The 26,399-nt window shown below is 43.4% G+C and carries 20 protein-coding genes and 1 tRNA gene; 3 read left to right on the top strand and 18 right to left on the bottom strand.

Going from position 1 to position 26,399, the window contains the following annotated elements; translation table 11 throughout:
* Nucleotides 1-51: 51 nt before the first annotated feature.
* The 13 genes from B3S92_RS09235 to ppx form a co-directional block, all read right to left on the bottom strand.
* Nucleotides 52-141 (bottom strand) — tRNA-Ser (locus B3S92_RS09235).
* 206 nt (nucleotides 142-347) lie between these two features.
* Nucleotides 348-917 carry a YggT family protein gene (locus B3S92_RS09230; protein ID WP_296205235.1) on the bottom strand — a complete coding sequence of 190 codons (570 nt, stop codon included), beginning with the start codon at nucleotides 915-917 and terminating at the stop codon, nucleotides 348-350.
* A gap of 113 nt (nucleotides 918-1,030) precedes the next feature.
* Nucleotides 1,031-1,879 carry a pyrroline-5-carboxylate reductase gene (gene proC / locus B3S92_RS09225; RefSeq protein WP_296205230.1) on the bottom strand — a complete coding sequence of 283 codons (849 nt, stop codon included), beginning with the start codon at nucleotides 1,877-1,879 and terminating at the stop codon, nucleotides 1,031-1,033.
* Nucleotides 1,880-2,087: 208 nt separating this feature from the next.
* Entirely contained in the window at nucleotides 2,088-3,656 is a 1,569-nt protein-coding gene (gene tilS, locus B3S92_RS09220) for a tRNA lysidine(34) synthetase TilS (RefSeq protein WP_296205227.1), read from the bottom strand.
* Between the two features lie 128 nt (nucleotides 3,657-3,784).
* Nucleotides 3,785-4,726, bottom strand: coding sequence for a formate dehydrogenase accessory sulfurtransferase FdhD (fdhD, locus tag B3S92_RS09215; protein ID WP_296205224.1), 942 nt, complete (start codon nucleotides 4,724-4,726; stop codon nucleotides 3,785-3,787).
* 160 nt (nucleotides 4,727-4,886) lie between these two features.
* Nucleotides 4,887-7,202 carry an FdhF/YdeP family oxidoreductase gene (locus tag B3S92_RS09210; protein WP_296205221.1) on the bottom strand — a complete coding sequence of 772 codons (2,316 nt, stop codon included), beginning with the start codon at nucleotides 7,200-7,202 and terminating at the stop codon, nucleotides 4,887-4,889.
* 301 nt (nucleotides 7,203-7,503) lie between these two features.
* On the bottom strand, nucleotides 7,504-8,439 hold the full coding sequence (locus B3S92_RS09205; RefSeq protein ID WP_296205219.1) for a c-type cytochrome: 936 nt from the start codon (nucleotides 8,437-8,439) through the stop codon (nucleotides 7,504-7,506).
* Entirely contained in the window at nucleotides 8,432-9,832 is a 1,401-nt protein-coding gene (locus tag B3S92_RS09200) for a cytochrome c (protein ID WP_296205216.1), read from the bottom strand. The genes B3S92_RS09205 and B3S92_RS09200 overlap by 8 nt, the downstream gene beginning before the upstream one ends.
* A 443-nt stretch (nucleotides 9,833-10,275) precedes the next feature.
* Entirely contained in the window at nucleotides 10,276-10,617 is a 342-nt protein-coding gene (locus tag B3S92_RS09195) for a carboxymuconolactone decarboxylase family protein (protein WP_296205215.1), read from the bottom strand.
* A gap of 46 nt (nucleotides 10,618-10,663) precedes the next feature.
* Nucleotides 10,664-10,849 (bottom strand): YgaP family membrane protein, encoded by a 186-nt coding sequence (locus B3S92_RS09190; protein ID WP_296205212.1) that lies wholly within the window; start codon nucleotides 10,847-10,849, stop codon nucleotides 10,664-10,666.
* A gap of 266 nt (nucleotides 10,850-11,115) precedes the next feature.
* The gene (locus B3S92_RS09185) at nucleotides 11,116-11,325 is read right to left on the bottom strand and encodes a cold-shock protein (RefSeq protein WP_011959622.1); all 210 of its coding nucleotides are present in this window, start codon (nucleotides 11,323-11,325) and stop codon (nucleotides 11,116-11,118) included.
* A gap of 385 nt (nucleotides 11,326-11,710) precedes the next feature.
* Nucleotides 11,711-12,514, bottom strand: a complete 804-nt coding sequence (locus tag B3S92_RS09180; RefSeq protein ID WP_296205210.1) for an acetyl-CoA carboxylase carboxyltransferase subunit alpha — start codon at nucleotides 12,512-12,514, stop codon at nucleotides 11,711-11,713.
* Between the two features lie 63 nt (nucleotides 12,515-12,577).
* A complete protein-coding gene (gene ppx, locus B3S92_RS09175) occupies nucleotides 12,578-14,101 on the bottom strand; it encodes an exopolyphosphatase (RefSeq protein ID WP_296205208.1) in 1,524 nt (507 codons plus the stop codon).
* A 492-nt stretch (nucleotides 14,102-14,593) separates the two neighbouring features.
* Here ppx and B3S92_RS09170 point away from each other — a divergent pair, with 492 nt between their 5' ends.
* A complete protein-coding gene (locus tag B3S92_RS09170) occupies nucleotides 14,594-15,568 on the top strand; it encodes a c-type cytochrome (RefSeq protein WP_077450698.1) in 975 nt (324 codons plus the stop codon).
* A gap of 61 nt (nucleotides 15,569-15,629) precedes the next feature.
* Here the strand turns inward: B3S92_RS09170 and B3S92_RS09165 are convergent, their stop codons facing one another.
* The 5 genes from B3S92_RS09165 to B3S92_RS09145 all read right to left on the bottom strand — a co-directional run bounded on the left by B3S92_RS09165 (nucleotide 15,630) and on the right by B3S92_RS09145 (nucleotide 22,081).
* The gene (locus B3S92_RS09165) at nucleotides 15,630-17,342 is read right to left on the bottom strand and encodes an AMP-binding protein (protein ID WP_296205204.1); all 1,713 of its coding nucleotides are present in this window, start codon (nucleotides 17,340-17,342) and stop codon (nucleotides 15,630-15,632) included.
* 188 nt (nucleotides 17,343-17,530) lie between these two features.
* Entirely contained in the window at nucleotides 17,531-18,832 is a 1,302-nt protein-coding gene (hemL, locus tag B3S92_RS09160) for a glutamate-1-semialdehyde 2,1-aminomutase (protein ID WP_296205202.1), read from the bottom strand.
* Nucleotides 18,833-19,174: 342 nt separating this feature from the next.
* Nucleotides 19,175-19,327 carry a cytochrome bd-I oxidase subunit CydX gene (cydX, locus tag B3S92_RS09155; protein ID WP_028859135.1) on the bottom strand — a complete coding sequence of 51 codons (153 nt, stop codon included), beginning with the start codon at nucleotides 19,325-19,327 and terminating at the stop codon, nucleotides 19,175-19,177.
* A gap of 26 nt (nucleotides 19,328-19,353) precedes the next feature.
* The gene (gene cydB / locus B3S92_RS09150; protein WP_077450390.1) at nucleotides 19,354-20,493 is read right to left on the bottom strand and encodes a cytochrome d ubiquinol oxidase subunit II; all 1,140 of its coding nucleotides are present in this window, start codon (nucleotides 20,491-20,493) and stop codon (nucleotides 19,354-19,356) included.
* Nucleotides 20,483-22,081, bottom strand: coding sequence for a cytochrome ubiquinol oxidase subunit I (locus B3S92_RS09145; RefSeq protein ID WP_296205197.1), 1,599 nt, complete (start codon nucleotides 22,079-22,081; stop codon nucleotides 20,483-20,485). The genes cydB and B3S92_RS09145 overlap by 11 nt, the downstream gene beginning before the upstream one ends.
* A 661-nt stretch (nucleotides 22,082-22,742) precedes the next feature.
* On the opposite strand from B3S92_RS09145, the gene cydD reads away from it, so the two are divergent.
* Together cydD and B3S92_RS09135 are read left to right on the top strand one after the other, a co-directional pair.
* A complete protein-coding gene (gene cydD / locus B3S92_RS09140) occupies nucleotides 22,743-24,566 on the top strand; it encodes a thiol reductant ABC exporter subunit CydD (RefSeq protein WP_296205194.1) in 1,824 nt (607 codons plus the stop codon).
* A complete protein-coding gene (locus B3S92_RS09135; RefSeq protein ID WP_296205191.1) occupies nucleotides 24,559-26,325 on the top strand; it encodes an amino acid ABC transporter ATP-binding/permease protein in 1,767 nt (588 codons plus the stop codon). Before cydD ends, B3S92_RS09135 begins: the two co-directional genes overlap by 8 nt.
* The last annotated feature ends 74 nt before the right edge of the window (nucleotides 26,326-26,399 follow it).

Below are 26,399 nucleotides of genomic sequence, written 5' to 3'. Positions count from 1 at the left end.
TTTTTTGAAATTTTTTAAAAATTTTAAGGTTTCAAAAACTTTCAAAATAAATGGCGGTGAAGGAGGGATTCGAACCCTCGATACGCGTTAACGTATACACCCTTAGCAGGGGTGCGGTTTCAGCCACTCACCCACTTCACCGAAACTTCTAAAAACACAACTTTTGGTGCTCAGCTGATTTAGCCAGTTACCTCATGTTGTGGGCGAGTATTATAGCAAACTAAAACAGCTTTGCAAGTGCGTTTTTTACTTTTCTGCAAATTAACCCAATTAAATGGCTTTTAAGCCTTTTATTATGGTGCGAAAACTACGATGCTCGCCCGCCTGTTTTTTAGTACTCATGGCCATTAGCCAATCATAGGCAATAGATTTCTGGCAATAATCTCAACAAATATCTCGATAAGCAGTAAGCCGAAGATAGCCACCATAGGCGATAAATCTAACATCCCTAAATTGGGCGTAATACGGCGAAAAGGTGCCAAAATAGGCTCAGCCATTTGTACAATCAATTCAAAGATAGGGTGCATTTTTTGGGTCAGTAATACCACCCAACTAATAATAATAGAGCCAATAATTAAATAGCGTGCCACACTCAAGAAGCTTAAGATCAACGATAGACTTCCCTCGAAGAACAGTCTAATCGGAGTATAGCCATGTCCAGCAATGGCCGCATTACCTGAGATGTCTATTAGCTTTAATAAAAACAACAGCATCACTGCCGCTAAGTTTACTCGCCCGCTCCCAACTGTTGGAAAAATACGGCCAAACACGTCCACTATCTGGGTCGCTTTATAAGCGGGTTGAACATAAGGATGATTGCGCTCAAGCCCTGCAAACTGAAGCATAAAGCGGATAAAAATCAGTAGCATGGCGAAATTTACCACCATGTTGAATAGGGCATACGAAAGACTTGTCATTCAACGTACTCTTACTAGTTTAAATTTAAAAAGCGGGCCATCGACTACGTACAGTGCCAACAGCCTATTTAATAGTGGTTATTGTGTGGTTAATAGCTTATATATCGGTTAGCCTAGTCCGCCAACTCGTTGCTAATCTCTTCACTACGTGTATAGCAAGCTTGCATCGCTTTTTTCATGACTTGAGCAAAGTTATCCTGTTGCAGCGACTCAATAGCAGCTTGGGTAGTTCCATTAGGAGAGGTTACCTTACGGCGCAATTCTGCAGGGGCTTCCTCACTGGTTATGGCCATCTGAGCCGCACCCAATGCCGTTTGCATCGCTAACGCAGCTGCTTGCTTACTGTCTAAGCCTTGTTCAACGGCAGCATCGATCATTGCCTCTAGCATATAAAAGAAATATGCAGGCGCCGAGCCTGATACCGCCGTTACCGCATGCAACTGCTCTTCTTTCTCTACCCAGCTCACCAAGCCAGAAGCTGACATCAATGACGCTGCCAACGTTTTGTCCGCCTCAGTGATGTAATCAGCGGCATAAAGCCCAGTGGCTCCCTTTTGGATCATCGCTGGGGTATTTGGCATGGCACGAACGATGTTTTTATAGCCGCCAAGCATTTTACTCAAGCTTTCAGTAGACAGTCCGGCAGCCACTGAAACGACCAATTGCCTGTCCAATACTTCAGCAAAATCAGACACCACTTGACGCATCACTTGAGGTTTAACTGCCAAAACAACCACATCCGCGCCTTTCACTGCAACTTGTGAGTTGTCAGTCTCTGTATTGGCTGTAGGATCTACGGCATTAATTTTTCGCTGCTTTAACTGATCGCGAATAGCCTCAGAAGGATCGGCGACGGTAATATTTGAAGGGTTAATACCTCGGCCAATCAAACCACTAATTAAGGCTTGGGCCATGTTACCACCACCAATAAAACTGATTTTTTTCCCTTTAAGTTCTGCCATTGTTTTTCCCATTATTCAAAGCTTAGCTTGGCATAATAAGTGCCAAAGCTTTTATTCATTTAATCATGATTATATTTTATACAAATTCTAGTACCAACCATCTAGTACCATTCATAATATGGCTAGTGTAACACATCATTTTATTGATTATATTACTCAACTGACTGTCACTGATTCAATGGGCTCACTTTACCAGTAGCTTAGAAAACTACAAATTATGTAGCTCAGCAACTAACGCTTTGTCTTCCACCAATTGCGCAATGGACTGTGAAAACGGGCTTTGCAACACCATCGTTTGTTCCGGAGTAATTAGCAGCAAGGGAATACTCTGTTGTTGAGAGCACAGGGGGGATAATTGTAACGAACACAACGCCACAGACTGCCGCATAAAGCTGGGCACATCTAGCGTTTGTAATAGTTTTTTGCCCGACTTACGTCCTACCCTGCCGAGTAAAGCTATTTTTTGAATACGAGGTAAAGGCTGGAATATAAGTTTTGTCTCTCTCGACCGTGCAATAGACTTAATATCTACCCTATCCTTCTCAGCTTTAGTGTCAATGAGCCCAGTCAACTGCTGCTGTAGCTCAGCGATAAGTCCAGTTAATCCTCGTAGACGCCACTCAAATCCTGTACTTGATGGCTTTAACAACAGAAAAGGCGCTAGTTTCTCTTCAACATCAAGATGAATATCATGGGTCATAGGTGGTAACTGTAGCCACTGCTCCCAACTCTCCCACAGTCGATACAGTTTATGTTGGTAGCGTCGTATTTGATATTGATACGCTCCACTGTCCCAATATAAGCAGGTTTGGTGGTCGTTGTCTTCACGATGGACTAAGCTCAATACCTCTTCTACCAGTCGCCGAGAAGGAGGTAGTTCTGTGTCAGTGGGAGCAAGCCAGCTGTGAATGAGGGAAGATTGCCGAGCGGTGGATAACCTTGTCAGTTGGTTAATATCTAGCACAGAACAAAACGCTCTGTCGGTAATTATGGACTGAGACAAGTCTAGGCAACACTGTTCATCGAGAATAACACTCGCCTCTTGCATCAATTGTCCGGTGCGAGCAATGGCCTGTTTTGCCTTAGGATAACGCTGCGTAATGTGTGGCAACAAGACACTACGTAACCAAGCTCGATCATTGAGCTGATCTGGATTTAAGTTACTCTTCTGTAAGGCCACATTGGTCGGGTCATCGATATAAGTTAACCCTTCATGATCTGCGTATTGAGTAATTTGTTGCCGGCTAATGGTTAGCAGAGGCCGCCATAAAACTATGTTTTTTTGAGCGTCTTGTTGGTTTTGACTGCTTTTAATAGACCACTCTTTCATACCGCTAAGCCCATTAACCCCTGCCCCATTAAACAGCCGCATTAATAAGGTCTCAACTTGATCGTCTTGATGGTGGCCTAATATCAATACATCTTGATGATTCATCACGCCGATCATTGCTTCATATCTGGCTTGACGCGCTTCTTGCTCAGTCTTTTTGACCAGATTTATTTTTAGCACCTGGCAAGGCATTTGATTTTGCTGTGCCCAGGTCGATACTTGATCAGCCCAAGCCGCATTGGCTTGTTGCATACCATGATTGATATGTAGTAGCTGTGGTAAAAAGGGCAGCTTACCTGCGTTAAATAGCTGCTGACAAAGATGAGCCAAACTTAACGAATCCCGGCCGCCACTACAGGCCAGCCATATTCTTCTACCTCGTAGCTGTCGTTTATGCTGCTCAAAACTGTTCAGAAGCACCTGGGCCAATGCATTATTTGTGGTCATATCAAAATTAAATCACATCATAAAAAAAACAAGTTAGATAAGCTTTATCAATAGGAACACACCAGTCCCTATCAAATATAGCCAACAGCTCATCAGTATAAAAAGCAGCTAGTGAGTATAAAAAATACCTAGTCTGTATAAAAAGTGACTCTATTTTCTCTTAAAAATCCTGCCAGCCCCAAACCATATCGCTGTCCTACCTTGACAGCTGTACTGGTTGGAGCAGAGATTCCTACTAACCATGGCAATCGACAACGGATCGCTTTTTGGACCAATTCAATTGAGAGTCTCGAGGTCATCACAACCAAATCCAACTGTAGCTTATGGCGCAGCTGCCAGCCGATTAGTTTATCCAGCGCATTGTGGCGACCCACATCTTCAAACAGTTTAAGCTGTCCTTTATAGAGGGTGGCCGCCGCATGGACCGCCCCTGTTAACTGGTGGGTTTGTTGTGCATTAAAAATCTGCTCACGTATCTCTAGCAGGGTATCTAAGGAAGGCTTAGAACAAGTTGCACCCTCACGGTGATAAGCGCTCAAATCAGGCAACGCTTGGCTCAGCCCTGTCATACCGCACATACCGCAGCCCGTACGCCCAGAAAGTTGACGCCGCTGAAATTGAATCTGCTGATGCCGGCGCTGACTTAAGGTCAATTCTACAATATAGGCCTCGTAGTCTTGTAGCTGATGCTCCAACATTTGCAAGGTCGACGATTTATCAAATCTTTGATCAATGAAGACAGTTAAATTCGACTCAGGAGTAAGGTGGGTGATTTTCCAATCTAACAATTCACCGCTATGTTGTATTAAGCCTTCACTATAAAGGAAGCCTAGTGCCAAATACTCAAGGTCACTGGGACTGGCCATCAGTACCGCATAATGGATACCATTGATAACCAAAGCTATCGCTGCTTCTACCGCCAAGCTCTCAGTAGCATGCTGGACCTGCAACTGCTTTGCATATTGGGTTCTAGGCTCAGCTATATAAGAGACTCGTTCAGTGGGGTGCTGGCGGGCCAAGCCTTTGTTTTCATCGATAGTAACCGCATTGTTTTTATTGCTAGCTGTCATAGTGCCACTGTACCTAAATTTAAACCACTCGCAATAGTTGTATCCTTAAATGAATAAAGGTGGCACTGCTCTAAATAAAGCCGTAGCCACCTTAATCTCATATTGAAATACCCATTTACGTTGTGAAGTTTGGTTTGCTATCCCTAAAAACTTAAGAAACTTACTCAATCCGTTGTAGTTCAACTGTCACTGACTTATAAGAAGGAATATGTGAGGTAGGCGCATGGCTATCCAAATCCATTAAGTTATTACACTCTGGATAGTAGCCTGCCACTGCGTTTGAGGCAATATCCATTTTAGTAAGTACCAATGGGCCTAACTTACGGGTTTTACCTTGGCTGTCTTTACGCATAACAACAATCTTATCGTTTTCCTGCCACCCCATTCGGCTCATTTCATTGGGATGCATAAACAATACATCTCGGCGTTTGGTCTGACGATAGCGATCTTCATGACCAAAAATAGTGGTATTAAACTGATCATGGCTACGCACGCTGGTAAATTGCCAAATCGCTTGATTAGATCCTGACGCTTTGTGCTCGGCTTGCTGTTCATGAACGGCTTCTATAGCATTCGACTTAGACTGCATCTCTTGCGCCACATAAGTGATGGGATACTGCGGCACTTCAAATTGTGCTTTGCCACTTTCGGTATGCCACTGACGATGACGGGCAGGATGGTATAAATGAAAACCGCGCTTATTTTCACGAATACGCACATTAAAATTTTCAAAACCGTCGATAGTCTGTGCGATATAGTCGCGTACTAGATCATAATTCTCACTCATTGCCTGCCAATCTAAGCGACTATCTTCATCAAATAATTCGGTAGCAATTCCCGCTATAATTTGTGCTTCAGATTTAAGAGAATCGCTAATCGGCTTCAGTCCCCCTTGGGTTTTAACAACCTGACAAATAGAGTCCTCTATCGTCGCAAATTGATTGCCTTTACTAGTGACTAAGCGCTCAGTACGACTTAGGCAAGGCAGAATAATATTATTGTCACCAGGGTAAAGCATGGTTTCATTGAGTTTGGTCGCCACAAAGACGTTAAGTTCATTGTTAGTAAGCGCCTGCTGAATGGCCTGACTGTCAGGAGCCGCCACTGAGTAGTTACCTCCCATTGCCATAAAAGCTTTTATTTTCCCCTGCTGCATGGCTTTAGCCCCTTTAACCACATCATAGCCAGGTTGTTGCGGCATAGGGTGTTTAAAAAACCTTTGTAAGCTGTCGAGCAATGATTGAGCAGGACGTTCGTGAATGCCCATAGTACGGTCACCCTGTACATTAGAGTGCCCACGTACCGGCGAAACACCTGCTCCTTCTACTCCTATCATACCCATCAACAGGAGCAAGTTAGTAATCATAGCAACGTTATCATCACCTTGCACATGCTGGGTAATACCCATACCCCAAGTACAAATGGTGGCCGGACTGTCCGCAACCAGACGCGCTAAATTGATAATCTCAGCTTGGTTAATGCCGGAGCCCTCTTCGATAGCTGTCCAACTTTGCTCAGATACCCAGCGGCTAAATTGCTCAAAACCTGAGGTATGCTCTGTAATAAAATCTTGATTTAATTTATCATTTTCAATAAGCCATTTGGCCAAACCCGTCAATAAAGCGGCGTCACCGCCTATTTGGATTTGAATGACCTCATCCACCATATCATCACTAGAACCGGCCACCATATGAGAGACTTTCTGCGGATTTCTAAACTTACGCAGTCCCTGCTCGCGCATGGGATTTATTGAAATGATGCGGCAACCTTGCTGATGCGCATGCGCCAACATCTCTAACATACGAGGGTGATTGGTGGCTGGGTTTTGTCCAAACATCAGTATCAATTTGGCTTGCTCAAAATCTTCCAATATCACTGAGGCTTTACCTACGCCAAGCTGCTTGGTCAACATGACCGAGGTCGGCTCGTGACACATGTTTGAGCAGTCTGGTAAATTATTGGTCCCAAATAAGCGCACAAATAACTGATACATAAAAGCCGGCTCATTGGTGACGCGGCCTGAAGTATAGAACAATGCCTCGTCCGGAGAATTTAAACCTCGTAACTTATCGGCGATACGCTTAAAAGCTGTCTCCCAAGCAATCGGAACATATTTATCTTGAGAGGCATCATACTGCATCGGCTGCGCTAAACGGCCGGCTTGTTCTAGCTCATACCCCGACCAGTCTTGTAATTCTGTGACAGAATGCTTAGCAAAAAATGCTTTATCTGCACAGGCACTCATCGTCTCACTGGCTAAGACTTTAATACCCGATTCACAGACATCAATCATTTTATGGGTTTTATGATCTGGCCACGCGCAGCCTGGACAATCAAAGCCCCATTCAGGTTGGTTACTGCCCAATACACTTCTACTACCGCGTAAAAAAGCCTTGTAATCCATAAGGACACGAGAAGAGTCTATTAGAGCAGACCAACCCGCAGCGGGGTGGTTGTAAACCGGTATCTTGCGCATTGTAGACCTCATTTTATAATTATCAACTAAATCGCTAACTGCCGTATAAATAAAGCATCGGTTTAGATTATTTTTTTTCATTATTTAATATTTAGTATAGGTTAAATCGAAGGCCTATGTCATATACTTTAGCAATTTATATACATGGCTTAACCCGTGCTAAATTTAATAAAAAAACCCCCAAATAAAATTTGAGGGTTTTTTTAACTTATGATTTAGATACTTTCATTTCACATAATTATTCCATCAATATCTATTAGATAAATAGTGATTGCTGAATAATTAATAATGACAGGGCTACCTAATAACGGGCATCCTTAGGTTTATTGCCATTGGGCCAGTCTTTGACCTTACCTGGGAAGTCAGGGCGAGGTTTGTGAGCGAAGAACTCAGCCACATCCACCGCATCTTGATCACTCAAGATACCACCATGACCCCATAAACCCTTAGTCTGTACGCTCATTGGCATATTGTATTTAACAAAAGCTGCCGCTTTATAGGTACGCGCCATCCCTGCACCAATATTAAAGGACTCATCGCCCCAAAGTGGTGGGAAGACGATATCTCCACGACTGTCCTTCATGCCCTCACCATTGTCACCGTGACAGCTGGCACACTGAGCATAGTAAATTTTCTCACCACGTTCTGTATCCGCTACTAAGGAAGTATCTACCTCCCCTGCGTTTTGGATATCTACGCGCTGGCTTTGAGGTATTTTTTGGCTTAACCATTCCATGTAAGCAATCATAGCCTTCATTTCGGGGCCTTCACGATCTAAAGGCTTACCATTCATAGAACGTTGGAAGCAGCCGTTGATACGCATTTCTAAATCCACTTCTTTACCCGCTCGCGGCATCACTCGAGGGTAGAAGTTAAAGCTATTGATGTACGGGTCGCCTAAAGGCACTTTTCCTTGCGAGATGTGACAGCTGTTACAGTTCATCTCTGCGCCCACATGCTCAGGAAGCAAGCGTTTGGTTTCGTTAAGTAGACGCTTACCGTAGATAATTTCTTCGGCATTGGGCTCTTTTAAAATCTCAGTATCCTGAGGAAGCACATATTTACCGATGTCCTCATTAGCATCGTCCGCAGTGGTCACCACAAATTCTGGCGCTGCTCGATCTGCAGGTTTAGGGTCAGAGCAGCTACTGATAGCCACTGCCATAGCCCCCAACATAGTTACAGCAAATACTGACTTTTTCATTTTAGCGGTATTCATCATATTTAAATCACTCATTACCCGCTCCTTTTGGCTGTGCAGGCACAGTAAGATCCATTGGTAAATCTGTGGCTGTGACTGGTTTGGCATTTAAGAAAGCACGCATTTTCACCACGTCTGTGGTATTAATTTCTGGCGCTTGGTTGGTCCAGCTGTTGCGAACATAGTTCACAATTTCTGCAATATCTGAATCACTCAAGTGCTTAAACTCAGGCATAGTGAAGGCCATACGATCATGCGGAGTTTTCGGCATACGTCCGCCATTCATAGTGATTTGAAGCACTGAGTCGGCATCACGAGCAATGACCGCACTGTTGGCATCTAATGCTGGGAAGATACGAGGTACCCCTTTACCATCGGCACGATGACAAACCTGGCAGTATTCCGCATATAACATAGCACCACGGCTATCATAATTACCATCGAGTAGTTTTTGGGTTGTGGTGTCCTCTTTGGCCGGTAAAGTGACCTCTTTACCAGGAGCAGGGCTTAACGTTTTCAGATAAGCGGACATCGCATGTAAATCTTCATCGGTCATATATTGAGTACTGTGCTCAACCACTTCTGCCATGGCCCCAAAAGCCGCCACTTTATCGGTACGACCGGTCTTAAAGAAGTCTACCAACTCTTCTGTACTCCAAGTGCCTAAGCCGCGATGCTCACCACGTAAGCTCTTAGCACGCCACCCATCAATAACGGCACCACTTAAGTATTTCTCAGAGTCTTTATTAGATAAGGCCACTTCTTGATAGCCAATACCGCGTTCAGTGTGACAAGAGCCACAGTGACCTGGACCTTCAACCAAGTACTGACCTCTGGCTAAAACCTTGTCGTCGCTCTCTGCCACAAACTTGCGCTCTGGAGCAAACATGGCTTGCCAGTAAGCCAAAGGCCAGCGCCAGTTAAATACCGGAGGCAGCTCACTTTTTAGGTTGGCCTGTTTCACAGGTTTTACCGCTGACATAAAGTAAGCATACATAGCGGCGATGTCTTCATCTGGCATAATTTGATAAGAAGGATAAGGCATCGCAGGATAAAGCGCTGAGTTATCGGCACGAACCCCATGCTTCACTGAGTTAATAAATTGAGCCAGAGTATAATTACCGATACCTGTTTCTTTATCTGGAGTAATGTTGGTTGAATAAATAGCACCTAGTGGGGTCAACATGGGCAGGCCACCCGCATAGGCTTCCCCATCTAAAGTACTATGACACGCCACACAGTCTGCAGTGCGGGCCACGTACTCTCCTCTCTTAATAAGTGCAGGGTCGTTAATATCTACTTGGATTGAGGTGGTAACAGACTCATCCACACTCCGCATTTTGGTCAGCATCATACTGAACAAAAATGCCAATATTAAAACCAATAATGCCCCAAGCACTATAATCATTGGCCATTTTCTTTTTGTCATATTCATGACTCCCAAAACTTTTGTTCTTATAACAACCCTATTTATAAGCTTAGGTCGTGTAGGTAATTGATTGGTAGTAACAGGAAGAAAGCGACCAAAACGACTTTTACCCCATTACTTATAGAAACTTTATTGAAATATAACTAGGCTATTAGTTACTTTCTAGTTACATATAATATGATATTACATTATATTTAGGGATTAACCAACACAACTCCATATTCCTTTTAGGGATTAGGGGGCGGAATAAGTGTTTCTTGGGGGCAATTATTAAATCGCATAAAAAAGCCTTAATCACGGCAACCTCTAAGGCTACAGCGACTAAGGCTTTCATTTTAAAAATGCAAGCTTGGCAGGTATGAACTGCTGTCTTAATTTAACTAATGGCAGGTAAGTGCTAAGCTTAAAATATGCTTTGATTTAGTACGCTTTTATTTAATTAGTTACTCACTAAATGCTTCAAAAGCAGACATGGCTTCTGCAGCATACATAAGGCTTGGACCACCGCCCATATAAACACAGACACCCAGTGTTTCAGCAATCTCTTCACGAGTTGCCCCAAGCTTAATCAGTGCTTTGGTATGAAAACCAATACAAGCATCACAGCGTTGAGATACTGCTATCGCTAAAGCAATAAGCTCTTTTTGTTTTTGATCCAAGACGCCAGCCGCCGAAGCACTTTGGGCAAGACCAGAAAAAGCTTTGGTCGTCTCTGGTATGCTTTTACCTAGGACTGCTAAGTTTTTGCTTACATGCTTGGTGATATCATTAAAAGATTTACTCACTACTCTCTCCTACTCTTAAATTAACGGAATACTGGAAAAAAATAGATTATTTAAGCTTACAAGTATTAATACCTAGCAATTTATACAGCACGCAAGACTGAGTTATGCCGGTCAATAAGGGTACAAGACCGACCAATCCCCACCAACTCCCATAGTACGCACCAAGGGCCAGAATAATAATTCCTGCAATGATTCTGATCATTCTGTCTGTATTGCCAACATTTTTTTGCATAGTAGACTCCTTCCTTCAGTATGCTTGAGTTACAAGCTAATTAATATATAAATATATAGTATATTAAATTATATATAAATGCCAGTATTTAGTTGATAACTTAGGAAGATAGTTGCCATTAGCCCAAGTTGACTTCCTTCATGAAACATAAAAAATTAGCAGTTAGCAAAAAGTACAGACGAAAAAAAACGAGCCAAGGGCTCGTTTTTTTGATTCATTTAAAGCAATGTTTTTAAATTATCACCACTTTAAATCATCGTAGCTAATTAGATAGCTGTGATACCGTGGGCTTGTGGGCCTTTAGCACCTTGAGTTACTGTGAACTCAACTTCTTGGCCTTCAGCTAAGGTTTTGAAACCTGAGCTTGCGATTTCGCTGTAATGAGCAAAAACGTCTGGACCAGTTTCTGGAGCAATAAAGCCAAAACCTTTAGCTTCGTTAAACCACTTTACTGTACCTTTGATAGTATCTGACATATTCATCTTCCTAATTTTAAAACATAATGACCATTTCGGTCGGGTAACGCTTGAGCAACTACGGGAAATCTTAAAACGGAGGATTAATGCTAATACTACGAGGTAATGATTTGCTGCGGGTTTCTCTTAAGCAGGAATGTAGTATAGGAGCCTTTCTTACCTTAAGCAAGCTTTATTTTAAAAAAACTTAAAATAAAGCGAAATAATATTAAATTATTTTTAATATTATGAGGCTAAGCGCTTATGCTTACTGCCTTTAGCAACATTTTAAATAGATTAAAATAAAAAAAGACAGAGCTAAGTCTGTCTTTTTTTTATTTCGTTTAACCTATTAAGAGGCTAATGAGGTTAAAAAGGTCAGTTAAGAAAAATGCCTTATGACGAATTAAGGTTGAAGACTCAAAGTTGAATCAAAATGCTTTAGACGCTGATAACGCTGCTCAACCAGCTCATCAACTTCTATTTGTTTTAGCTCCGCCAGCTGCTCAGCCAACAGCTTCTGCAGACCTTCCATAACTGGCTTAGCATCTAGGTGGGCGCCTTGCCCCTCATCAACGATGGCATCTATTAGCCCGAGTTGATACAAGTTATCTGAGTTTAGCTTTAAAGCTTCGGAGGCCTCAGGGGCTTTTTCAGCCGTCTTCCATAAGATAGAGGCACAGCCTTCAGGAGAGATCACCGAATAAATACTGTGCTGCAGCATATTGACCTTATCGCCAACACCAATAGCCAATGCTCCACCAGAGCCGCCTTCTCCAATAATAGTCACGATTATTGGCGTCTTTAAGCTACTAAAAGTCGCGATGCTTTCTGCAATGGCTTGAGCTTGACCACGCTCTTCAGCCTCTACCCCAGGATAGGCACCTTGAGTATCAATAAAAGTCAGTACAGGTAACTTAAAACGCTCAGCCAACTTCACTAAGCGAATGGCCTTACGGTAGCCTTCTGGGTAGGCCATACCAAAGTTATGGGCGATACGCTCACGGGTGCTACGTCCTCGGTGCTGACCAATAATCATCACCGGTTGGCCGTTGAATCGAGCCAAACCGCCAATCACAGCACGATCATCGGCAAAAGCTCTATCCCCATGAAGCTCATCAAACTCAGTGAATAGCTGTCCGACATAATCTAAAAATAAAGGGCGTTTAGCGTGTCTTGCTAAGCCCACACTATCCCAAACTGCACTCATGATAAGTCCTTAAAATATTATTATCGTTTTGTTTATCGGTTACATTAGACCATTCAGCCTAAATTATAATTCAGAGTTCTCTTGCACCACAGTCAACTCAACGCCCCACTTTTTGAATTGAGCAATGTCATCTTTAAGATCCAGTATAAGCAAGGCATACTCGTCAAGCTCAGACTCAACCCTTACTTGCCAATGTTCTTTATCGATAATATTTAGCTTAAGATCGCTCTTATCATGATCATTACGACTGCGATGAACCAATACAGCCAAACGCAGTAGCAAACACAGGTAAACCAGCTTTCTACCACCAATTTCTTGCACTTGCTCTAAGGTTTCTGACTTCAGCTTGCGGCGATGGTTACGGGCCAACTGCGCCATACGGACTTGATCTACTTGGGAAAATCCTGGGATATCTGAGAACTCTAATAAATAGGCACTGTGATGATGGTAACCACTGTGACTAATGGCCAAACCAATTTCGTGCAGATAGGCGGTACGACGCATCAAGTCATTGTCTTCACTGCTTAGCTCTAAGGCCTCATGAACTTGTTCATAAAGACGCTCACAGCTTTTTACCACACGTCTTGCCTGACGCTTATCCACTGAATAACGTTCTACTAAAGCTTGAACACTGCGGTCGCGCACATCTTCACTGGCAAAGCGGCCTAGCATGTCATACATAACCCCTTCACGCAGCGCCCCATCAGAATAGGTCATGGTCTCAATACCAAGTACCTTCATAGCGGCCAGCAACACAGACACACCGGCTGGGAAAACAGCCTTTCGGTGCTCTTTAACGCCTTCTAAATCAATGTCTTCGACACGGCCTACTTTAAGCAGCAGTTGTTGCAGTTTTTTCACACCTTGATAGGTAATGCGTTCCTGATCATCTGCCCAACCCTTTGATACCAATACATTGCGAACCGCTTTAATGGTACCACTTGAGCCTACTACACTGGTCCATCCCGTCTTTTGGTAGGTAGTACTGATACGTAAGATTTCTTTGCGCGCATCGGCAATGGCGGCATTAAAAGCCGCCTCGGTAATATCGCCTGACTCAAAGAACCATTGGGTATAAGCCACACAACCCATCTGTAAGCTCTCGGTCAATAACGGATCAAACTCTTGACCAATGATAAACTCGGTTGAGCCCCCACCGATATCAATGACCAGTCTTTTATCAATACTCTCATTGGTATGTGATACCCCCAAATAAATCAGACGGGCTTCTTCTCGGCCTGCAATAATCTCAATGGGCTTAGGCAAGATTTCATTGGCTCGTCTAATAAACTCGTCGGCGTTTTTGGCTTGACGCAAGGCGTTGGTGGCAACAATCCGCAATCTATCTGCTGAAACTGAATCTAGCCTGCCCATAAAGCGAGCCAAACAATCAAGCCCCCTTTGTTGTGCCTCTTCACTTAGGTATTTTCTTTCATCTAGGCCGGCTGCTAATTGAACCTTTTCAGACATAGAGGCAATTTTCCTTACCTCACCATGATCCAAGCGAGCGATAGCCAAGTGAAAGCTGTTTGAGCCAATATCTATGGCGGCCATTAGTTCATTATTCGCTAGAAAGTTATTAGGCATAAGCGACTGTCTTACCTTAGGTTAGATTAATACAGATTTAGAAAAATGTGATTTATTATTAAATATTAAAAATATTGGCAACGAATGACTTTCTGTACCAACATTTAGCACAAAGCCAATCAAATTTAAAATTTATTAGTAGAGCTGTATTTTAACAAACTCTTGACCCAAATTCGCTGACTGCTTACTAATTTAATTCAGCAACCTTTTTCTGCGAAGACGACCGGTCTCTCATTAAATCACTTATGCTAAAAAGTGGCAAGCAAGCTTAGATTAATAATGCTTTGAAAGGGGTTAAGGCGGGATTATTACTTTGCTTCTTTTAAATAATAATACTATGTCATATAATATTTTTTTAGTAACTGATGTTTAATAACTTATATTGGATGTCAATTGTAAGTTTTATTAGCGTACCTCCCCTTTTTTATCCATTTTTTATTTTTATATAGGCAGGTATACCGCATTTTTATTATAAAGAATTAAGGACTCGCCATGACCAAACTAAAATCAACCAAACTGCCCCTAGCCGCCTCGCTTATTGTGGCTTCCGCCTTATTTAGCGTAGGCTGTAGTAACGACAATCAAGTTAAAGCTGTAGATCGTACCGAAGAAGCGGCCGCTCTTGCCAGAGTTAAATCTCTTGAAGCCCAGGCTCAGGCCCTTGAAGACGGCATGCCTGAGGCCAATAGCAGCTTTGCGCCAGTTGGTGATGGTGCAGCCTCCACTGCCTCAATCAAGATGCCCGATGAATCGACTATCCCAGATGATGAGCTGGGGGCAGCCATTCGCCGCGGTTTACATCTGGTTAATAACACTTATACAGAGTTGCCAGATAATGTGGGCAACCGCTTAAACTGTACCAGTTGCCATTTGGCCAATGGTTCAGAAGCTTATGCTGCGCCGTGGAATGGTCTAACAGGAATTTTCCCAATTTATCGTTCTCGCGGCGCGCGTGTGAACTCCTTACAAGAGCGTATTAATGGCTGTTTTGAGCGCTCCATGAACGGTAAAGCATTAGACCCCACTTCAGATGACATGAACGCTATCCTAGCTTACATGGGCTGGTTGTCACAGGGAATCCCAGCTGGCGTTTCTCCTGAAGGGCGTGGTTTCGTTGAAGTAGACACCAATCTTGAGCCTAACCCAGAGAATGGTAAACAGCTTTTTGCAGAAAAATGCTCTGTATGTCACGGTGACAATGGCCAAGGTCAATTTAAAGAGGACGGAGGCTATATTTACCCTGCAGTAGCCGGTCCTGATTCATTCAACGATGGTGCAGGCATGGCTCGTACTTATAAAGCAGCTGCCTTTATTAAAGGTAAGATGCCATTTGGTCAGGGCAATACCCTATCCGATCAAGAAGCCGTCGACATTGCTGCTTACTTCACTCATTTAGACCGCCCAGTGAAAGCCAATAAAGACAAAGACTGGCCTAAAGGGGGTGCGCCTAAAGACGTTCGCCGTTAATTACTCCAGTTAAATTTTGATCAATAAAAAAACCATCCCGCTAAGCAGGATGGTTTTTTTATTAGCGTAGCTCTTTTCTTAAAATTTTGCCAACTGCAGATTTAGGTAATTCATCAATAAACTCATAATACTTAGGCCGCTTATAGCCAGTCATACGCTCATGGGCAAACTGCTGTAACTCTTCAACTGTCAGCGCAGACTCTCCTTTGCCTTGCTTAGCGACCACAAAGGCTTTGGGCACCTGTCCACTATGTTCATCAGCAACGCCCACGACCGCCACTTCAACCACCTTAGGATGCTCAGTTAATACCGCCTCGACTTCATTCGGATAGACGTTAAAACCTGAGACTAAAATCATGTCTTTTTTTCTATCAACTAAGGTTACAAACCCCTGTTCATCTACAAATCCAATATCACCGCTTTTAAAGTAACCATCCGCGGTGAAAGTATCTTGGTTATCGCGTTCCCAATAGCCGCTCATCACTTGCGGTCCCTTAATACACACTTCACCTGAGCTGCCAACCTCGCATTCATTACCAGCATCATCAATCACTTTAACTTCGGTTAAAGACAACGGTAAACCAACAGTGCCATTAAAGTCAGTAATACTGGGTGGGTTAAAGCTAATCACTGGCGCTGTTTCTGACATACCATAACCCTCATTGATAGTCTGACCAGTAACCGCCTTCCAGCGCTCAGCAATAGCTTTAATAATGGCTGTGCCACCGCCGATAGATAAATACAGCTCACTAAAATCTAAGCTGCTAAATTTAGGGTGATGCAATAAACCTAAAAATAAGGTATTTACAGAAGGAATAAGATTGGGCTTATGCTTTTCAATAGTATCGACTAAGCCATCCATATCTCTGGGATTGGTAACCAAAATATCTTCCCAACCACCATATAAGCTTAGCAGCCCACAGACGGTAAAGGAGAAAATATGATAGAGCGGCAAAGGGTTTAACACCTTAACCTGTTGCTTTGCCCGACTTTGGATATTGTCACCGAAGCATTCGTAGCATTGCAGCACGTTTGCCACTAAATTGAAGTGGGAAAGCTTGGCACCTTTAGGCTTCCCAGTGGTGCCTCCAGTATACTGCAATAAGGCCAAATCCTGACGACCAATTGTCAGAGGCTCAAAATGAGACTCATGATAATTATTAATGACATCGACAAATCTGATAGAGTTAGTCCGTGTAGTATTTGGCAGATTTTCAGCATCAAGGGCCGGGCACTCAGACTGTGATGAGCCAAGTTGCTTTAGCGCCAAGATATCGTTGTTAGCCGCGCCATCACCACTTAACGAGCAATGTATCACCCAGCCTAGAGACTGCTTAACCTCTTCCTCTAAATTTTGATAGGCACTGTCCATGCCTTTTAGCACCACAAGTCCTTTAACTTGTGCATCGAGCAATTGATGCGCTAATTCGTATTGGGTATATAGCGGATTAACATTAACCAGCACTATACCAGCGCGCAGACAACCTAAGATGACCACTGGATACTGAAAAATATTAGGTAATTGCACCGCTACTCGATCGCCTTTGCTAAAGCCTTGCGCCTGTAAAAAAGCGGCGAATCGTCTACTAGCAATATCAATTTGAGCAAAACTAAGGGTCACATCACCCATACGAAAAGCATTTTTTTCACTGTGTTGAGTGATTTTGGGCTGTAGTAAGTCGATGACATTGTGAATGGCGTCATCAATAGGCAGGTTATAATTAAGACCGTGGCGGGCGTAAACCTCGCTCACTAAGGCGGGTGAAGTGCTCATAAAATTGCTTCCTTGCAATCAATTGAAAATAAAAAAGTTTAAAACAATAATCTAAACTAAAAAGGCCTTTTTGTCCTATTCGCCATAAAATAATTTATCACAACGAATAATAACAAAAAAGGCCAAAGTTATTGAGGTTAGCAGTCAAAGTAAAGCACTAACCTTTATCAATAGCAGTTCACGGTGTATTATGCCGCCGCCATCTCAGCGAAGACTTCTTCAGCCGCTTTAATAGTGGCATCCAAGTCCTCTGTAGAATGTTTAGACGACATAAAGCCCACTTCATAGGCAGAAGGCGCTAAGTAGATACCACGCTCCAGCATACCATGGAAGAAAGTATTGAACTTATCCATATCACAAGCGGTCACTTCATCGAAGTTTTGGGGTACACCAGTCGCTTCTTCTTTAACGAAGAACAGCCCAAACATACCGCCCAGTTTAGTTGAACGTAGCTTAATACCCTGTTTCTCAGCTGCGGCTTGAATACCGTCAACCAGGTAAGTTACCTTGTCAGCCACACCCTCGTAAAAGCCTTCTTGGGTTAAGTCTTCAAACATGGCGATACCGGCACGCATGGCCAGTGGGTTACCTGATAATGTCCCTGCCTGATACACGCCGCCCATAGGTGCGATGCATTCCATGATTTCACGTTTACCACCAAAGGCACCTACTGGCAGGCCTGCCCCGATAATTTTACCAAAGCAAGTTAAGTCTGGTTCAATACCAAAGTGACCTTGTGCGCCTTTTAAACCCACACGAAAGCCAGTCATTACTTCGTCAAAAATCAATACCGCACCGCCTTGGGTACACTGTTCGCGTAAGGTATTATGGAATTCTTGGGTTGGGATAACCATGTTCATATTGCCAGCAATAGGCTCTACGATCACACAGGCAATCTCATCACCCCATTTCTCAAAACAGTCTTTTACCGCTTGTGGGTCATTGTACGGCAAGGTGATGGTATGCTTGGCAAAGTCGGCAGGTACGCCTTGTGAGGTTGGCTCACCGATATCTAGCATACCCGAACCTGCTTTTACTAACAGGCTGTCTGAGTGACCATGATAGCAACCTTCAAACTTAACAATCTTATCTCGACCTGTATAACCACGGGCCAGACGAATGGCACTCATCGTGGCCTCCGTACCTGAGCTGGTCATACGAATCATCTCAACACTTGGTACGATATCGCAAATAGTATCTGCTACTGAGGTCTCAAAAGTGGTTGGGGTACCAAAGCTTAAGCCATCATCGGCGGCCGCTTTTACTGCATCAATTACTTTTGGATGCGCATGCCCTAAGATCATAGGACCCCATGAGCCAACGTAATCAATGTACTCGTTGTCTTCGGTATCATAAATTTTACTGCCCGCGGCTTTATGCATAAATACTGGGGTACCGCCCACACCAGCGAAGGCACGAACGGGTGAGTTAACACCCCCTGGAATGTGCTTTTTAGCTTGTAGGAATAGTTGTTCGTTTTTAGTACTCATAGTAATAACTCTACTTTACAGATGATAAAGACCTTGATGAGGTCTTTTGATTATAAGAAAGATGATTTTGAGGGGACTGACTTTAAGCATAATAATTATAAGAATTGTGTTAGCAGTGGCTATATTCAAGGTCTAAAGTCCAATTCACCCCGCATCACTGCCACAATATTACAAGGTTTGGGCCTCATAACCAAATATGAGGCAGCAGTTGCTACAATAACGCCACTATCTTACCAAAAAAAAGTGGGCTCTTATGAGCCCACTTTGTATCATTATCCTACTATTATCGCTTAATAAGTATAGATCAATAACGACCGAAGTCTGTTATTCACCTAACCCCCCTTACTTAGGAGTCTTCTCTAAGTGAGGGTCAATCTTTTTGCGCTGAGCATCATACGAGTCTAGACGACCTTGTTCGTGCTCTAACCAAATGGCGTTGACGATTGCCAAGAGTACGGCAAACCCAAGACCTAATATCCATGCAAAATACCACATAACTTTCTCCTAGATAACTAAATAGCTTAATACGAGGTGTGATCGTTTTCACGAATATAGGCCACAGTCACCTTACCACGCATCACGCTATAAGCCCAGCTAGTATAGAATACTACAATCGGAAGTAGCAGCACCACGACATATAGCATCACCATTAATGTGAAGTGACTTGATACGCTGTCCCAAATAGTTAAGCTAACATTTGGGTAGGTTGATGATGGCATGATGAAAGGAAACAACGAAATACCAGCCGTCATAATCACCCCAATAATAGCAAAACTTGACGTCACAAAGGCTGTCAATGTCTTACCTGCCTTCAATAGGGCCGCTGTGATTAATGGCATAATAATACCTAAGGCTGGGAAAGCCCACGCCCAGGGATACTTAGCGAAATTTGTCATCCAAGCACCTGGCTGCACTACCACTTCTTTAGTCAATGGATTGGCTACCGCGGTAGGATCAATCTGCGACACAATAGCATATCCATCAATAGACTGAATCCAAACCCCTGCCGCCACGAACAGGACTACCATAGCGACCGCTGAAATCATAGTATATTTAGTAGTACGTGCTTGAATATCACCTTCAGTGCGGTGAGCTAAGAATGCCCCACCCTGCATGATTAGCATGGTTGCACTGACCAAACCACAAAGGATTGAGAAAGGGTTCAATAAGTTCCAGAAACTTCCGGTATAGGTAGAGCGCATCATATTATCAAAGCTAAATGGCACCCCTAAGAATAGGTTGCCAAATGCCACACCGAAGACTACTGCAGGAACAAATGAGCCAACGAATAAGCCCCAGTCCCAAGCGTTACGCCATCTTTGATCTTTGACCATACTGCGGTATTTAAAACCTACTGGACGGAAGAATAACGCCCAAAGTACCGCCATCATCGCCCAATAAAAACCACTAAAGGCTAAGGCATATACCATTGGCCACGCAGCAAACAAGGCACCCCCTGCGGTAATGAACCAAACTTGGTTACCTTCCCAGTGTGGGCCAACTGTGTTTACTATCACACGGCGCTCATCATCATTTTTACCAACGAAGGGCAACAGGGTACATACCCCCATGTCATGCCCATCCATGATAGCAAAACCAATAAGTAACGCCCCTACTAGAAGCCACCAGATTATTTTTAGCGTTTCATAATCAAATAACATCGTTGACCTCCTTATTGCTATGCACTGGCGTCACATTACGTGGAGTCTCACCATCATAACGGCCGGTACCTAAGCTCGCTGGACCTAACTTGACATATTTCACCATCAGATAGACTTCAATAATCAATAAGATCGTATAGAAGCCGACAAAACCTGCTAATGAGCCATAGACGTTGGCGACACTAAAGTTAGTCACTGATAAGTGGGTAGGTAGAACCCCGTAAATGGTCCAAGGTTGACGACCATATTCTGCCACAAACCAACCCAGTTCGATGGCAATCCAAGGGGCAGGCAACATGATTACAGCCCACTTTAATAGCCAAGTTTTCTCAGCAAAGTTACCTTTAACGGTATGCCACATAGCAGCCGCAAACAGGGCTAGCATCAAGAAACCAAGACCGACCATGCCACGGAAAGACCAGAACATAGGAGTTACCGCAGGAATGGTGTCATCCACTGCCTTTTGAATCATCTCTGGCGTAGCTTGTGACACATCTTCAGTATATTTTTTTAGCAATAAACCAAAGCCTAAATCCTCTTTAACCTCATCGAATTGACTTACCAAGGCATTATCTTCTGGGGTTTCACGCAGTTGCTCTAGTAAGCTAACCGCCTCAATACCATTGATAATACGTTCTCGGTTAACCTCTTTAATCTCATGAATACCGGGGATCTCCTTATCAAGAGAACGGGTACCAATAATACCCATGGCATAAGGAATTTGGATTTGCCAATCGTTTTTCTGCTCTTTTTCGTTGATACCAGCAATTAGGTTGAACGAAGCAGGCGCTGGCTCGGTATGCCACATGGCTTCAATGGTTGCCATCTTAGTTTGCTGAGCGGCACCAATCGAGTAGCCTGACTCATCCCCTAGGACAATAACACTCAAGATTGAGGCTAAACCAAAGGCTGAGGCTACCTGAAAGCTACGTTTAGCAAAAGGCACATCGCGTTTACGCAATAGATATAGTGCTGAAATGGCTAAAACGAAGACAGCCGCTGTGACATAGCCAGCTGAAACTGTGTGCACAAATTTGTTTTGGGCATCTGGGTTAAGTAAGATGGTAGCAAAGCTGTCCATTTCCATACGCATGGTTTCGTAGCTAAACGAAGCCCCAACAGGACTTTGCATCCAACCGTTAGCAATCAAAATCCATAGTGCAGAAAGGTTGGTTCCCAGCGCCATTAGTATGGTAACGATAAGGTGCTGAGCACGAGACAGTCTGTCCCAACCAAAGAAGAATAGACCCACCATGGTGGATTCTAAGAAGAAAGCCATTAGACCTTCAATGGCTAACGGGGCACCAAAAATATCACCCACATAGTGTGAGTAATAAGCCCAGTTGGTACCAAACTGGAACTCCATGGTAATCCCTGTGGTTACCCCTAGAGCAAAGTTAATACCAAATAGCTTGCCCCAGTATTTGGTCATGTCCTTCCAGATTTGATTACCGGTCGTGACATAAACGGATTCCATAATGACTAGAATCCATACCATTCCCAAAGTTAATGGGACGAATAGAAAGTGGTAAAGCGCTGTCACCGCAAACTGCAAGCGGGATATATCAACTAGATGTTCAGTAATCATACTAAACCTCCTAAAAAGAAGGATTAATTCACACTGTCATTTGATTTGCATAACTTAAGGCGTTTATCGCTCACATCCTTGCTTGCTTGCCCTAATGCACCCACTCCCTTTACACCATTAAACCAACTGAGTGAACAATCCTGCATTACCGATAAGTTTCAACACCTGCAAAATACTTAAGCCCTATCGAAAACGAATGACTATTGAATCCCTAAGGTGTCGTTGAACAACTCTAAAAAGCAACTACTTAAAACAACACTGCTAATAAACGTTTACTCAGAAAACTTAACTGCCTATATTATAATCTACAATTTAATAAAATATTAGAAATATAATACCAAATAGGTATTTAAAAATACCCATTATTAATTTATGGATTTATTCTGCGTATATTACCTAAATATCAATATTTGTTCCAGGTATCCTTTAACTTTCTTTCACAGTCCTCACTAATGTAACTTTTACTCGCCTTGTTTACTTACCTTTATAAGTAAGTAAACAGCGACTAATCTTTGCTAGCACATTAGTTAGATACATTAACATACATTGGCTTTTCAAAGCAGTAAGCTTAGAATGCTTATTAAAGTATACTCTTATTGTTGCACCATTTTTTAACTTTTGCCTCTCATAATTTTCTCTTTTTTTTAAGACAGAAACTACTATGGCCACCCTTTCAACTGCCGAAAAAAGCTTTTTAAAACAGCTGGTAAATACCGTGCGCCGCCCTTTAAATCTTGCGTGGCTACTCACAATCCTTAGTACCCTGCTATTTGTAGCGCAAGCTTGGCTTATTGCTAATATATTTAGCTTATGGTTGACCAATTATTTTGATAAGGTACCTTTATCCACTGGGGTTAACTTAATGTGGTTCGGTGCGTTGGCGGCTTGTTTTATACTGCGCCCTTTATTAAATATGGGACGGGAGTTATTAAGCACTCGTGCCAGCTTACAAGTCCGAACAGATCTAAGGCAGTCATTATTAACCACCATGGCTCACTTAGGCCCTAACTTGCGCCACTTTGGCAGCGATGGCAGTATCTCCAGTCAGATTATTGATCAGACCGATGCTTTAGATGGCTTCATTAGCCGTTTTAGTGTCCAAAAGAACGTCACTGTGACCACCCCGCTTATCTTGTTGATCGCTGTGGCTTGGCAAAGCAAGTTTGCCGCAGCTCTACTACTCATGACTGCGCCCCTGGTACCGATATTTATGATTCTAATCGGTCACCTCACTGCCAAAAAAAGTGCTGCCCAATTTGGCGCCTTGTCTCAATTAAGTGGCCGTTTTTTAGATTGGATTCGTGGTATGCCAACGCTAAAACGTTTACAAGCTACCTCCATTGCCGAGCAAGATTTAGCCATTAGCAGCGAAGATTACCGCCGCCGCACTATGGATGTGTTAAAAATTGCTTTTTTAAATGGTGCTGTGTTGGAATTTTTGGCTGCCCTAAGTATTGCTCTAGTGGCCGTTTATCTGGGCTTTGGTCTAATGGGAATTTTGCCGTGGGACAAAGGGCATGTCCCGGTGGGTTATTTTGGGGCGCTATTCATCTTACTTTTGGCCCCTGAGTTTTACGTCCCCCTTCGTCAATTGGGAGCAGACTATCATGCCAAGGCGGAAGCTGAAGGGGCTGTTCAAAGCCTGTTACCTATTATTTCAGCAGCCCAATCAAGCACTGATAATGCCTTAGACACCGTGCCTATGACTACCAACAGCTCAAGTCCTGTGGATTTATCGCAAGCTTTTGGATTAAACATTAACCAATTGAGCATTCGCACTGCCATTACTGATTCAGACAGTGAAAATGATTCTGAGTGCCCTGACTTAAAGGCACAAACTTATCGTACCCGCTTGGCTCCGATTAGCTTTACGCTCCAGCCAGCACAGCGGGTGGCTTTAGTAGGTGACAGTGGCAGTGGGAAATCTAGCCTATTGCAGGCCATTATGGGCTTTGTTGATTATCAAGGTAAGATTGAGATTAGCTTTGCCAATGGGCAAAACATTGATATTAAACAAGTGCCTGCACCGCAATTAAGACAACATATTGGCTATCTGGCACAGCAAGTGGCCTTGATGCCATTAACCATTGCTCAAAACTTACGACTTGCCAATCCAGAGGCCAGTGATCAACAGTTGATCGAAGCGCTAGAAGAAGTTGAGCTGTGGTCACTGATTAAACGCTTGCCCCAAGGACTCCATACCCAGCTTGGAGATAGAGGACAAGGGCTGTCTGGCGGGCAACAGCAGCGTTTGGGAATTGCTCAATTACTGCTTAGACAAGACAGTTTATGGCTGCTCGATGAGCCTACAGAGCACCTTGATCCAGATACTGCAGATAGAATCCATCAGCTACTGCAGCGGGTTAGTAAAGGTAAAACGGTGATTTGGATTACTCATGCCCACCAGCAACTTGATTGGTTAGATGATGTCATTAGGCTATCACTACCTGCAGCAGTAACGGTAAAGGGAGAAGATCATGACTAAACAAGTCTTAGCCAAATCCGACACAAGCTCAAATCAGCAGTCTTCATTGACGACCAACGCTCCCGTATTTCGTCTGCGTGATATGTTTAAGCCCTCCTTTGATCTGTGGGTAATATCTTGGATCTTAGGATTGGTCACAGCCCTTTCTATGATTGCGCTATTGATGATCTCCGGCTGGTTCATTACCGGCGCTGCTTTGGCAGGGATGATTGCGGTGGGCTCGCACAGCTTTAACTATATGTTACCCGCCGGCATTATTCGAATGCTTGCCATGGCAAGAACAGCTGGACGCTATGGAGAGCTGATGGTATCGCACAATGCGGTATTTGACTTGTTAAAAACGTTGCGCTTACGCTTCTTTAATCGATTAGCAGCGCTCCCCTTAGTGCAGCAGCGCAACACACTACATGCTTCCCAGTATATGCACCGCTTAGTGAGTGATATTGATAAGTTAGATGAGTTTATTCTCAGGGTCATCTCCCCTTGGCTCATCGGTAGTGTGTCCATGCTATTGTTGGCTGCATTCATTGGTTGGGCTCTGCCACTGAGTTCAACCAGTAAGATTGTGATTTATCTATTGCTATTATCCGCTTTACTACTGCCTTTCATCGCTAGCCTTAAAGGCATCCAAAGCGCCAAGCATTTATCACAAGTTGCAGAGTCTAGACGCCAGAAGTTATTGGCGCCACTGGCAATCATTACTCAGCTGCTACTTTGGCAACAATGGCAAACACAAACTAAGGATTATACTGCCCAAGACGATAAGCTACAGGCCTTAGAATGGAAGGCACAGAAACACCGCTCTAGCTATATGCTGCTTATTCAGTGGTTCTGTTATGCCGCAGTATTAGTGGTATTGTTTTCGATATATCAGTTAACTAATTCCTCTACTGCGTTAGCCACCGACATTAATGTGCCGTTAGCACTGGCAGTAACTTTAGGATTACTGGGTATTCAAGAGATTATTGTGCCACTAGGTCAACACTATTTAGCCATGGGTAATAGCATCTCTGCCAAAGACAGACTTAATGCGCTACTACACCCTGCAACCAATCAACCAGAGCTTAATATAACTGCTACAGATATTGAAAAGGGATTAACGTTAACAACAGGCCAAATGCACGCTGAGCTGTGCAATGTTTCTGCAAAGATTCCAGGCGCTTTGGTAGGTGCCAAAGAAGTCAGTGTCAGCGTCCAATCTGGTATGCCCTTGATTATCAAAGGCCCTTCCGGCTGTGGTAAATCTACCCTGCTACAAGCTTTGGCCGGTGAATTGCCAGTGCAATCAGGTGAAATAACACTCAATGAGCAAAACTGGTTTGCTTATGACTGGCAAGATCAGCTAGGTTATCTAGGGCAACAACTGGATATTTTTGATCAGACATTAGCCGCTAACCTTCGCCTGGGCAAACCTGATGCCACTGAAGAGGAGCTACTATCAGCTTTGGATAAAGTAGGTCTACTGCCTTGGCTACAAGCACAACCACAAGGATTACAAACTGCTCTAGGCGAATATGGGGCAGCCATCTCTGGGGGTCAGGCCAGACGAGTTGCTCTAGCCAGACTGCTCTTAAAGCCGCGCAAAGTTTTACTGCTTGATGAGCCATTTGCTGGACTAGATACTGTGACCCGTGAACGAGTTTGGAACAGTGTACGCGAGCACCAAAAGCAAGGGCTACTAATCATTGTTAGCCACCATGAGTGGGATATGGGTGAGTGTGAAGTATTAACCTTAAAAGAAAATGTTCTTATTGATTAGTTTTTATGTTAATTTAGTTTAGTTATTTTAACCATCAGCATAAAAATAACCAAACTAAATACACTTTCTATCAA

This window comes from Psychrobacter sp. UBA3962, assembly GCF_002385225.1.
Lineage (GTDB): Bacteria > Pseudomonadota > Gammaproteobacteria > Pseudomonadales > Moraxellaceae > Psychrobacter.
The sequence above is the reverse complement of the archived record's forward strand: the minus strand, read 5'-3'. Positions and strand labels throughout refer to the sequence as shown.